We start from the raw sequence: 12,213 nt of genomic DNA, 5'->3' as shown, positions 1-12,213 counted from the left end.
CTCCTTGGCTGTTCCTGCCATTAAACCGCACTCCAAAAAATTTCACAATCGTTTTTCAGTTCCGAATGAAAAATTTCATTTCTGCTTGCTTCTGAAAAATATTTGTGGCTCATTCCGGTCCCGACAAAGCCGTGTGCCGACGGAGGACTCCGTATTTCAGCGGTTTGAGTAAGGGGAAGTCATGCAATTACAGCCGCTGGACTGGATCATCATGCTGTCGGTCATTGCGATCGGCATCATTCTTGGACTGCTGCCGAGCAAGGCGGCCGGGGAGAGCGCAGAGTCCTATTTCCTGTCGGGCAGGACGATGAAATGGTGGCTGCTCGGCACCTCGATGGTGGCAACCACTTTTTCCACCGATACGCCCAATCTGGTGGCGAATCTGACCCGGACCAGCGGCGCGGCGGGCAACTGGGCCTGGTGGGCATTTCTGCTGACCAGCATGACGACAACTTTTTTCTTTTCGCATCTCTGGCGCCGGTCCGGCGTGTCGACCGACGTCGAATTCTACGAAATGCGCTATTCGGGCCGGGTTGCCTCTGCCCTGCGGATATTTCGCGGTCTGTATATCGGCGTCCTTATCAACGTCATCATCACGGCGGCGGTAACGCTGGCGGCGATCAAGTTCGGCGCGGTGCTGCTGGGGCTGACGCCGGTTCAAACCGTCGTTGTCGCCTGTGCCGCGACAGGACTGTTCGCGATGGCGGGCGGCCTGAAAGGGGTGCTGCTGTCCGATTTCTTCCTGTTTTTCACGGCCATGATAGGCGCGTTTGCAGCGGCATATTTCGCGGTGACATTGCCACAGGTCGGCGGCATCCACGCTTTGTTCGCGCGTCCCGAAATCCACAAGGCATCGGCAATCCTGCCGTCGCTGCACGATCATGATGCGGTGATCGGCCTGCTGATCATGCCGTTACTCGTTCAGTGGTGGAGCGTCTGGTATCCCGGTGCGGAACCAGGCGGCGGCGGCTATGTCGCGCAGCGTATGCTGGCGGCAAAGGATGAAAAACACGCCATGGGCGGCATGTTGCTGTTCAACGTCGCGCATTACGCCTTGCGGTCCTGGCCATGGATCGTGGTCGCGCTGGCATCAATGGTGGTGTTTCCGGATCTGGCCAGCCTGCGCCGCGCTTTTCCGAATATCGACCCGCATGTGATCGGCGACGATATGGCCTATCCGGCGATGCTGACCTTTCTGCCTTCGGGGTGGCTGGGTCTGGTCGCGGCGTCGCTTACGGCGGCCTATATGTCGACGGCCGGCACCAGCCTGAATCTGGGATCGTCCTATGTCGTTCTCGATATCTATCGGCGGTTCATGCGGCCGGACGCACCGGAGCGCGAATATGTGCTGGTCGGGCGGATCGTCACCGTGGTGCTGATGATCATCATCGCGCTGGTGGCTTTGACCCTGCGCAATGCCTTGCAGACCTTTCAGATCCTGTTGTCGGTGGGTGCCGGGACGGGGCTGCTGTTCCTGCTGCGCTGGTACTGGCCTCGGATCAGCGCGTGGAGCGAACTGGCGGCGATGACGATCTCTTTCATCGTGTCGATCGTGCTGGAATTTGCCGCCCCGAATATGGACTCGGCGCTGCGCCTGTGTCTTTCGGTGGGCATCACCACGGTCGGCTGGATCGCCGTAACGTTGCTGACGCCACCGACGGATGAGAAGGTGCTTCAGGCGTTTTTCGACCGCGTTCACCCGCCGGGACCGGGCTGGCGCCGTTATCGCGATCCCGAAGTCGGCAATGCGCAGCGCGGGCAGCTTGGTACGGCATTCTTCTGCACGATTGCGGGCTGTGCGATGGTCTATGGCATTCTGTTTTCCGTAGGCGAAGCGCTGCGCGGGGATACCATCACCGCCATCTGGCTGGGGGGCGCCGCGGCAATTGCGGCGGTAGCGCTTTTCTTCGGCTGGAAACGCATTGATTTCGAAGCCGACCTTCCCGATGAGCCGGAAGTGCTTCCGGTTGAAACCACCCCCCATCTCGCAGGTGCCCAATGAGTGCAATCGTAACCGGAGCAGGCGGCGATATCGGCCGTTCCGTGGTGGCCCGGCTGCGTGCGGCAGGATATCCGGTGGCCGCACTGGATATATCGCGCGAGGCGCTGGGTCGGATCGACGCGGAAGGTGATACGCCCGTATATCCGGTCGTCGCGGATATACGGGATCTGATGTCGGTCAAGGCAGCGATTGCCGAGGCGGAAACCGTGATCGGTCCGGCGACAATCCTGATCAACAATGCCGGCGGAATTACCGCGCCATCCTTGCGCACCACCAGCGAGGCGAATTGGCTGGCGGATATCGACCTGAACCTCAATGGTCCCTTTCGCTGCATTCATGCCGTGATGGAGGATTTCATCGCGCGTGGCGGCGGCACCATCGTCAACGTGGCGTCGGTCAACGGGTTGGGCGTCTTTGGCCATCCCGGTTATAGTGCGGCGAAGGCGGGCCTGATCCATCTCACCAAATTCTGCGCCAGCGAGCTGGGGAAATACGGTATCCGCACGGTTGCCCTGTGCCCCGGAACTGTGCGCACCCAGGCCTGGCAAGAGCGTGCGCGCGAAAAGCCGGAGATACTGGAGGAAGCGCTGCAATGGTATCCGTCGCGTGATATCTGCGGGCCAGACGATGTCGCCGCCGCCATCGAAGCATTGCTGGACCCTCAGCTCCGGTTGATGAACGGCGCGGTGATTTCCTTCGACGGCGGGCTGACTGCCGGGAGCGACCGAATCGCGTCCCTGTTTACCGGCGTTCAGATCTGAAAGACAACGGAAGGGGTATTACGCCCTCTCTGCATGTCCGCCGGTCTGTCAGTCGCCAATCGGCTGGTTGGGCAATACGCCGTGCAGCGCGGTAACGCTGGCGCGGGTGCGGGAGAGTGCACGATTGGCCTGATCCTCGATCAGGCTGGCGACGCGAAAGGCGATACTGTCGATCACGAATAGCTGTGCATAGCGCAACGGGCTGGGCTGAAAGTCATCTACGTCCTGATCGTCTGGGCTGATATGGATGCAGATGTCCAGCAACCGACCGAGCGGACTGTCGGCAGGGGCAATGCCGACACATTGCGCGCCATAATGTTTGGCAAGGTCGGCACTGTCGAGCAGCGCGCGGGGGCGGCCTGTCGAGGAAATGAAAAAGGCGACATCCTTCCCGTCCAGCGTCGCCGCTGCCATGCGCTGCATATAGCTGTCGCTATAAGCGTTGCATTGAATATTCAGCCGAAACAGGCGGTTATGCATCTCCTGCGCGATTACCGCAGAGCTGCCCCCGATGCCGAACACGGCCACGCGGCGGGCACTCGCGATGGTGCGGGCAACCTCGTCATAGGTGCGGTCCTTATTGGCGGTAAACGCCGTTTCCAGCGCATCAATGGCGGAAATGCGCAACAAGGTGCGGATCTGTTCCATGGAAAGACGGCCGTTTTCCCGCGCCCGGAGCAGGGTCTCACGCATGGTGTTGCCATCGTCACCATGGTCCAGCTCTTCGATCGCACACTGTCGAAACTCACGATATCCGCTGAAGCCCAGTCGCGTGCAGAAGCGGACGATGGTGGGCTCGCTGGCGCCCGTCGCTTCTGAAATATCGGCAAGCGTACCACGCGCGAAACCGACAGGGTCTTCCAGAAAGGCATCGGCGATTCGGCGCTGGACGCGCGAAAAGCGGGAAAGTTCGGCCTGAACCCGTGCGCGAATGTCCGCATTCTTATTTTTTTCAGTCTGGGCAACCATGGTGTTTTCCCGTTCTTTCATTCCGCACTTCCGTTAAAATTCTTCGGCAGTAGGCATCATTGCGTAGTTTTATAGCCTCATAGGCGATTGAGAAAGCCCCAAAATTTGATAACTTTCTTAGAAATTTCACCATATGTAGTTTCTGTATTGACTCAGAAATGAAATATGTATGAAAGTGACGTTGGAAAAGCGGGGTATCCAATGACACACGATCTGACTATCCGGGGTTTCGAATTTATTGAGGTTGTCGTTCCAGCCCATCCCGGCGTCATCAATTCCGATTCTCTTGCCAAGCCGCTGCACATGCTGCCCGTTGCGGGCAAGGCGTCGTGGAGCGTTCAGTTCGACACCTTGCCGAAGTTCATTGTGCGCATGACCCTTGCCAATGGCGTGGTCGGCATCGGTGAATTCTATCGCGACTGTTCCTGGAATTCGATCCATGCAATCGCCGAAGGGCTGATCGGTATCGACCTCAATACGCTTTCCCTTCAAAAGCTGCCGCTTCCCCTGTCGCGCGAATATGACGGGTTTGAATGCGTTATCTGGGACGCGTTCGCCAAATCGGCCGGGCTGCCGCTGCACGCGCTGATCGGCGGCAAGGTGCGCGATGCGGTCAAGGTAACTTCCTGGTCCAGCCACCGCACGATGGATGAAGTTGGTGCATGGGTCGCGCAATATCACCGTCAGGGCTATGACTGCATCAAGTTCAAAGCGGACCTGGAAGATGATGCGGTGGGCTGGTGCGAAGAGATCGCCAAAGCCGCGCCGGGTATGAAGATCATCTTCGATCCCAATCAGCGCTGGGAAAATGCCGCGAGCGTCAAGCCGATCATCCGTGGCCTTGAAAAGGTCGGCAACACGCTGTTGCTGGAAGACCCGATTCAGAAATGGATGGTGCAGGACTATGCCGATCTGCGCTGGTTCTCCTCCATCCCGATCACCCAGCATGTGTCGCTTCCCTATGTCTATCAGGGGCAGCGGGTGCATGACGTGCCGAACCTGATCGCCCATCGTGCGGTCGATGGCTTTAATTTCAACGCCGGGCTGGCGAAGTTTCAGCAGATGACCGGTATGGCGACTGCGGCCAATCTGTTCTGTTTCCATGGTTCGGAAGTCGATCTCGGCATCCTGGAGGCCATGTATCTGCATCAGGCCGCTGCAGCGGAATGCTGTATCTGGCCGTCGGATATCTTCGGTCGGATGATCCGGGAGCACGACCTGCTCGAAACGCCGCTGCGGTTTGAGCCTCCCTTCGCCTTCGTTCCGGAAGGGCCGGGGCTTGGCATCACCCTCGATGAAGCGGCGATCGAAAAATACGCCATAGGCAGGCGCAGCGTATCCGAATGATGTGATCGGCTGCACCACATTGCATGAAAGCTAAATAATATAATATAATCAATAGTTTATTTCTATTAAGAGATAAGGGGACTATTATGGGCAAGGTACTAAAGAAAGCGGATTCAGGGACCGTGCGCCGGGCAGCGGCATGGTTGCTGATCGGGACCGCATTGAGCGGCTTCGGTGCCACAAGCGCCATGGCCCAGACCGCAACGGATACTGCAGCCGCTGCCGGTCAGACCAATATTTCTGCCTCCCGGACCTCTGACGCGGTTCCCGGCCTTGGCACGATGGATGCCACCAGTCAGGGCGCTGACATTGTCGTCACCGGGCTGCGGGCCGGACTGGAACGATCGCTGGTCGACAAACGCCGCGCGGTGAATGTCGAGGACGTGATTTCGGCCGAGGATATCGGCAAATTCCCCGACAACAATCTCGCTGAATCGTTGCAGCGCGTTCCGGGTATCACCATCGACCGCAGTGTGACGGGCGAGGGGCAGACCATTAACCTGCGCGGGATGGGGCCCGGCTTTACCCGCAGTGAGATCAATGGCGGCACGGCGCTGAACGGGTTCGACTTCAGTGTTCTGGCGCCCGAGCTGTTTTCCAAGATCATCGTCGAGAAATCCCCGACGGCGAAAACGGTGGAAGGCGGCATTGCCGGCACCATCAAGGAAGAGACGCCCAAGCCGTTCGATATTCCCGGCACGCGCTTTACCGCGACGGCGGGTCTGACCCTTGGTCAGGCGGGGGAAAAAGATCCCCGTATCTTTGCCCTGTTCAGCAAGAACTGGGGCGGGAAATTCGGTATCGCCATTGCCGGCGCCTATTCCCGCACGGATTTCCGCTCGAACGAGATCGACTTCGGTCCTTGGGGAGCGTTCCGCAATGTCGCCAGTGCCGATGTGGTGGCAAGCGCGCCGGAAGACCTGCTCAACGCGGCGACACCGCGGACTTCAGCCTTTTACAGCTATCGGCAGAAGCGTGACAATTACGGGCTGACGGCCTCTGTGCAGGCGCAGCCGAGTGACGCGCTCCAGCTGACGGCGGATTTCATCTATGCGCGCAAGACCGGAGTGGAGATGGACGACCGTCCTGATGCGCCGATCGAGGGAACGACCTTTTATCCTGACGGGTCCAACTCGGCCGGAAATCAGGCACCGAGCAGCTATACCATTACCGATGGTGCGGTGACCTCCGCGACCTTCGACAATATTCAGAACCGTGTCGGCTATAGCTATCAGCCGCAAAAGGATACGGTGTATCAGGCGTCATTGCGTGCCAACTGGCAGCCGACCGACCACCTGACGGTTACGCCGGGGTTCAGCTATGCGCATCAAAAGACGCTTGCCGAACTCGACCTCTATTCCTTTGCGATCAATGGCGCGGACATCACCTATACGGTGGACGGGGATGTGCCGCATTTCTCTTCCAGCGCAACCGATTTCATGAGCAACCCCGAAGACTTCAAATATAATGTCTTCATCTTTGATCGCGCCATCAACACGATCGACGAATATGTCGGACGGCTGGATTTCACGCGCGCATTCGATGTCCCCGGTCTGGACAGCGTGCAATGGGGGATGCGCTACACCAACCGTACCTCGACGCAAAGTTCCCAGAATGTCGGGCTGTACCAGGGGGCTGCCCTGCTGGGCACCAACCCGCCCGACCTGAGTTCGGTTTCGACGACATTGCCCTTTTATGTCGGCGGCGCGGATGCGCCCTCGCGCATCCTGTCGGTAGATCCGAACAAGGTTGCCAGCGTATATTATCCGGGCCTCGATCCGTTCAATTCCGATCAGTTCTATGACGACCCCACCTATGACGCGCTGCAAAGCTTCAAGGTGCTGGAACAGACCTATGCCGGCTATGTTCAGGCCAATTTCGATGTCGGTAATCTGAAGCTGAATGCGGGCGTGCGGATCGTTTCGACGTCAACCCATTCGACCGGTACGCAATTACTGGGCACGGAAGCCTCTCCGGTCGACACACGGGGTAACTATACCAATTTCCTGCCTGCCCTGAATGCACGCTATGAACTGACGCCGAACCTGCTGATCCGGGCGACATATTCGCGGGCAATGACCCGGCCGACGCTTTCGCAGCTCAGCCCGTCGGTGGTGATCAATTCCGGACCGCGTACGGGTACCCGCGGCAATCCGGACCTGAAGCCTTATCTTGCGGATCAGCAGGATCTGGGCTTTGAGTGGTATTTCCATCGCGGGTCGCTGCTGACCGTCACGGCTTTCGCCAAGGAGATCGGGTCGCTGATTTCGGAAACCGTGGTTGATGAGGAAGCGACCTTCCCGGATCAGGTTACGGGCCAGCCGACGACCGGGGTGATCGCTTTCACCCAGCCCACAAATGGCGACAGTGCCACCGTCAAGGGCATCGAGGCTGGAGTTCAGACCCCCTTCTACTTCCTGCCCGGTGCGTTGAGCAATTTCGGCGGCATTCTGAACTATACTTATGCCTCCAGTAAATCGACCACGCGTTCGGCGGACGGCACCACGCGCACGACGCCGCTGCCGGGACTGTCGAAAAACAGCGCCAATGCCGTTCTCTATTACGACAATGGCGGCTTTGACGCGCGGCTCGCCTATGCCTGGCGGAGTACCTATTTGCGGGCCGATGCCGTGGGCGCCCAGTTCGGTGCCGAACGTTATATTCGCAGCTATGGCCAGCTTGATTTCTCCATGCATCTGAACGTGCTGAAGAATTTCGAGCTTGGGCTGAACGTCAACAATCTGCTCGATACGCAGCGTAAGGAATATATCCTTGTCGACAGCGGTTCGGAAATGCCTGCAAGCCTGCTCGAACAGGAACGGCGCTTCGTGATTACAGGACGTCTGGTATTCTGACACAGCCGGAACTGATTGCGGTGGACTGGGGCACGACCAACCGGCGTGCCTACAGCATCGACGGGGCAGGCCGGGTCATCGCGACCGAACGCGATGATCAGGGCCTGCTTGCCGTATCGAAAGGCGGTTTTGCGAATTCTGCCACTGCAATCAGGGCATTGTTCGGCGATCTGCCGATGCTGTGCGCGGGTATGGTCGGCTCGGTAAAAGGCTGGGCGGAGGTGCCCTATCAGCGCTGCCCGGTCGACCTGGAGTCACTTGCGGCCAACCTGTTATGGGTCGAACCGGGCAGAACCGCCCTCGTCCCCGGTGTGTGCACGATAGCGGATGGTGTCGGCGACATTATGCGCGGTGAAGAGGTGCAGCTTCTGGGCGCGGTGGCGGCGGGGCTGGCCCCGGCGGACGCGTTGCTTTGCCAGCCGGGAACCCATTGCAAATGGGCGCGCATGACGGACTCGCGGCTGGCGGGGTTCAGAACCGGCATGACCGGTGAAATATTCGCGCTGCTGCGCAAGCATAGCTTGCTCGCGGACTTTCTGGACGGAGATGTACGCGACGGCGATGCCTTTCGTGACGGCGTCGCACTGGCACAGAAAGGCGCGTTACTGGGGCCGTTATTCGCCGAACGGGCAAGCGCCCTGCTGGGTATTCGTGCCCGTGAAGAGATTGCCGCCCATGTCAGCGGCCTGCTGATCGGCAGCGACGTGCGTGAGCAGGCGCTGGAGCCGGGAAGCTGTGTCCACATTCTGGCCGACCCGGCGCTCGGCTGTTTGTATGCGGCGGCGATCGATCAGCTTGGCGGACGTTCCGTGCCGATCGACAGCCATGCGGCTTTCGTGGCCGGAATCACGCATATCTGGAGAATGATTCGTGCCGATGCATCCTGACCTTGAAGCCGCGATGGCGCGATGCCCGCTGGTCGCGATCCTGCGTGGCGTGCGCCCCGAAGAGGTGGAGTCGGTGGGCGAGGCCCTGATTGGGGCCGGTTTCATGATGATTGAAGTGCCGCTCAATTCGCCCGACCCGTTCGACAGTATCGGGCGGCTTGCACGCCGGTTCGGCGACAGGGTGCTGATTGGCGCAGGAACGGTGCTGACTGTCGATCAGGTTCGGCAGGTAAGAAAGGCTGGCGGACGTCTGATCATATCGCCCAATACCGACGTTGACGTCATTGCGACCACCGTACAGTCCGAAATGATATCATTGCCGGGATATTTCACGCCCGGTGAAGCCTTTGCCGCTGTAAAGGCAGGTGCGCATGGGCTTAAACTCTTTCCTGCCGAAGCGGCGACGCCGAAGGTGCTGAAAGCGCAATGCGCGGTGCTGCCCGATGATGTGCCGCTGCTGGTGGTGGGCGGCATCACTCCGGAAACCATGCAACCCTGGCAGGCGGCGGGTGCTGCGGGGTTCGGCCTGGGGTCAGCGCTGTATAAACCCGGCTTTTCGTCGGAAGACGTCGGGGACAGGGCGAGGGCATTTATGGCAGAACTGTCGTGATAGGGGCTTTCCCCTTCCGTTGAAGGAGACACCCCCCTCTCCCCGACTTCAGCCTCGCCGCATGACCTTGCCGATGTTAGCCGTCCAGCCAGGGAGGCTATGACCATGCCGTTGCGGTTGGCTTGACAGTCGATGAATCACACGAAAAAATGCGTGTTCAGAAATCGCAGGCTGGCTGTTAACAAGCAGTTTGACTGCACCAAATAAGGGCGAGGCTGCGGCCTCGCCTTTTTCATATCTGCATCAGAAATGGCGGGTCCGGCCCGAAAGGCTCAGCGTTTCACGTCCACGCCGCCCGCGACGAATGCTTCCAGTTCGGCACGGTTGAACAGGCTGGCATCGCCCGGTAGCGAATGTTTGAGGCAGGTGAGCGCCAGCCCGTCGGCCGCCATTGCTGCGGCATCCTTGCCCAGCCGCAGCGCGTGCAGCACGCCGGAGGCAAAGGCATCGCCTGCGCCGATCCGGTCGACAATACCCGACAGTGCGATTTCCTCGGTCTGAGCATGCCTGTCGCGGCCGTCGATCCGGGCCGACAGCCGGTGCCGGTCGGCATCGACCACGTGGCGCGCGGTGGACGCAATCCATCGCAGCCTGGGGAACGCCGCGAACGCTGCTTCGGCAGACTCCCGCCGCCGTGCCTCGCCGTCATTGCCGAAGCTGCGGCCCAGCAGCAGCCCGATATCGCGGTGGTTGCCGAACAACAGGTCGGCATGGCCGATCAGCTCGGTCAGGATCGATCGCGGATCGCTGTCCCAGCTTTCCCACAACCGCGCCCGGTAATTGCCGTCGAAGGAAATCGCGATGCCCCGTTGCGTCGCCGCTTGAGCCGCCCGCAGCGCCGCCTGCGCCGGAACCGGCCCCAGCGCCGGGGTGATGCCCGACAGATGCAGCCGGTCGACTCCGTCCAGCAGCGCATCCCAGTCCCAGTGGTCGGCGGGCGTCTCGGCAAAGGCCGACCCTGCCCGGTCATACACCACTTCGGTCGCACGCAGCCCGGCGCCGGGAGTGACGAAATACAGCCCCATCCGCCCCGCGCACCGGCGGATATTCCGGCAATCGACGCCGTTCCCGCGCAGATGGCGTAGTGCCGCGTCGCCCAGCGCGGTGTCGGGCAGTGCCGTCACCAGCCCCGTGTCATGCCCCAGCACGGCAAGCGCGGTCGCGACATTGGCCTCAGCACCTGCCGTCCACACGCTCAGTTGCGGGGTTTGCAGCAGCAACTCGCGATTGGGCGGCGACAGGCGCAGCATCACCTCTCCGAAAGCCAGAAACCGGCCCATCGGCTCAGGCCGCCTTTGCCGGTTTGAGCGGCGTATCGACATGATAGGCCGTGCGGACCAGTCGGCTGGTCAGGTCCAGCGCAACCTCCGCCGCTTCCCATTCGGCCATGCGGCCTTCCGCCACCAGCCGAGCGAGAAAGGCGCAGTCGCTGCGTCGCGCCACATCGTGCCGCGCGGGAATCGACAGGAACGCGCGGGTGTCGTCGTTGAACCCGACGGTGTTGCAGAAGCCAGCGGTTTCGGTGGTCATTTCGCGGAAACGACGCATCCCTTCCGGGCTGTCATGGAACCACCAGGGCGGCCCCAGCCGCAGGCAGGGATAATGCCCGGCCAGCGGCGCCAGTTCGCGGGCATAGGTGCTTTCGTCCAGCGTGAAGAGGATCACCGTCAGGTCGCGTTCGTTACCGAACCGGTCGAGCATCGGGCGCAGCGCGCCGACATAATCGGTGCGCATCGGGATATCGGCACCCTTGTCGCGACCATGGCTGGCGAACAGCCCGGCATTATGATTGCGCGCCACGCCGGGATGGATTTGCATGGTCATGCCGTCCTCGACACTCATCGCCGCCATTTCGGTGAGCATCTGGGCACGGAACAATTCGGCGTCGGCAGGGGTCCAGCTACCGCCGACGATTCTGGCGAACAGCGCTTCGGCGTCGGTGGAGGACAGGTTCGCGGTGGCGGCAGTGATATGGCCGTGATCGGTCGCGGTTGCCCCGGCGGCGCGGAAATCGGCCCGCCGCTTGCGATGCGCGGCCAGATAGCCGGACCAGCTGAATACGTCCTCACCGGTCCATTCGGCAAAGCGCTCCATCGCCGCGCCGAACCCCTCATGCTCGACATCGATCACCGCATCGGGGCGATAGGTGGTGACGACACGTCCCGGCCAGCCCGATTGGTGAATGCGGTGATGCGGAGCAAGGTCGTCCTGCGGCCCTTCGGTGGTGGCGAGAAAGTCGATATTGAACCGGTCGAACAGCGCGCGGGGACGATAGGCGTCGGTCGCCAGCTTTTCGGTGATGATATCATAGTAATGATCGGCGGTTTCGGCCTCCAGCGCGACGTCGAACCCGAACACCTCGGCAAATACATGGTCGAGCCACATCCGTGACGGCGTGCCGCGAAACAGCGTGTAATGCTGCGCAAAGACGCGCCAGGCTTCGCGCGGATCGGTCTTTGGCGGGCCATCGATACGCGGGATGGCAAGCGTATCGAGATCGACGCCCTGACTATAGAGCATCCGGAAGACATAATGGTCGGGCACCAGCAACAGCGAGGTTGCATCGGTCCAGCAGCCATTGTCGGCGAACCAGTGCGGATCGGTATGGCCGTGCGGGCTGACAATCGGCAGGGATGCGATCGGATCGTACAGCCTGCGGGCAATGGCGCGGGTGGTCGGGTCGGCGGGAAACAGCCGGTCGGGGTCCAGTTCAAGCGGGCGTGCCATGGCGGAGCATCCTCTGTTCGTCTTATGCTGGCGTATTCTGTGGCACTAGGCCGTA

The 12,213-nt window shown here is 60.6% G+C and carries 9 protein-coding genes; 6 read left to right on the top strand and 3 right to left on the bottom strand.

The genetic code is table 11. The features are described 5' to 3' along the window. The first annotated feature begins 181 nt into the window (after window positions 1-181). Both FHR23_RS10475 and FHR23_RS10470 read left to right on the top strand, forming a co-directional pair. Window positions 182-2,002 carry a sodium:solute symporter family protein gene (locus tag FHR23_RS10475; protein ID WP_184003662.1) on the top strand — a complete coding sequence of 607 codons (1,821 nt, stop codon included), beginning with the start codon at window positions 182-184 and terminating at the stop codon, window positions 2,000-2,002. Continuing rightward, complete coding sequence (locus FHR23_RS10470) at window positions 1,999-2,763, top strand: SDR family oxidoreductase (protein WP_184003660.1); 765 nt, start codon at window positions 1,999-2,001, stop codon at window positions 2,761-2,763. The genes FHR23_RS10475 and FHR23_RS10470 overlap by 4 nt, the downstream gene beginning before the upstream one ends. Before the next feature lie 48 nt (window positions 2,764-2,811). Here the strand turns inward: FHR23_RS10470 and FHR23_RS10465 are convergent, their stop codons facing one another. Further along, on the bottom strand, window positions 2,812-3,753 hold the full coding sequence (locus FHR23_RS10465; protein ID WP_184003658.1) for a MurR/RpiR family transcriptional regulator: 942 nt from the start codon (window positions 3,751-3,753) through the stop codon (window positions 2,812-2,814). Between the two features lie 180 nt (window positions 3,754-3,933). Here FHR23_RS10465 and FHR23_RS10460 point away from each other — a divergent pair, with 180 nt between their 5' ends. The 4 genes from FHR23_RS10460 (at window position 3,934) to FHR23_RS10445 (ending at window position 9,431) form a co-directional block, all read left to right on the top strand. Beyond that, the gene (locus FHR23_RS10460; RefSeq protein ID WP_184003656.1) at window positions 3,934-5,079 is read left to right on the top strand and encodes a mandelate racemase/muconate lactonizing enzyme family protein; all 1,146 of its coding nucleotides are present in this window, start codon (window positions 3,934-3,936) and stop codon (window positions 5,077-5,079) included. Between the two features lie 86 nt (window positions 5,080-5,165). Beyond that, window positions 5,166-7,934 (top strand): TonB-dependent receptor, encoded by a 2,769-nt coding sequence (locus tag FHR23_RS10455; protein ID WP_184003655.1) that lies wholly within the window; start codon window positions 5,166-5,168, stop codon window positions 7,932-7,934. Window positions 7,935-7,954: 20 nt separating this feature from the next. After that, on the top strand, window positions 7,955-8,821 hold the full coding sequence (locus FHR23_RS10450; RefSeq protein ID WP_343043109.1) for a 2-dehydro-3-deoxygalactonokinase: 867 nt from the start codon (window positions 7,955-7,957) through the stop codon (window positions 8,819-8,821). Then, entirely contained in the window at window positions 8,811-9,431 is a 621-nt protein-coding gene (locus tag FHR23_RS10445; RefSeq protein WP_184003888.1) for a 2-dehydro-3-deoxy-6-phosphogalactonate aldolase, read from the top strand. Before FHR23_RS10450 ends, FHR23_RS10445 begins: the two co-directional genes overlap by 11 nt. A gap of 272 nt (window positions 9,432-9,703) precedes the next feature. On the opposite strand, the gene FHR23_RS10440 is transcribed toward FHR23_RS10445, so the two are convergent. Both FHR23_RS10440 and uxaC read right to left on the bottom strand, forming a co-directional pair. Further along, window positions 9,704-10,711, bottom strand: coding sequence for a sugar kinase (locus tag FHR23_RS10440; protein WP_184003653.1), 1,008 nt, complete (start codon window positions 10,709-10,711; stop codon window positions 9,704-9,706). Between the two features lie 4 nt (window positions 10,712-10,715). After that, window positions 10,716-12,158, bottom strand: a complete 1,443-nt coding sequence (uxaC, locus tag FHR23_RS10435) for a glucuronate isomerase (RefSeq protein ID WP_184003651.1) — start codon at window positions 12,156-12,158, stop codon at window positions 10,716-10,718. Between the last annotated feature and the right edge of the window lie 55 nt (window positions 12,159-12,213).

The organism is Stakelama sediminis (assembly GCF_014199335.1).
Taxonomy (GTDB): domain Bacteria; phylum Pseudomonadota; class Alphaproteobacteria; order Sphingomonadales; family Sphingomonadaceae; genus Sphingomonas; species Sphingomonas sediminis.
Note: the sequence above shows the minus strand (reverse complement) of the source record. Positions and strands in the feature narration are given on the sequence as shown.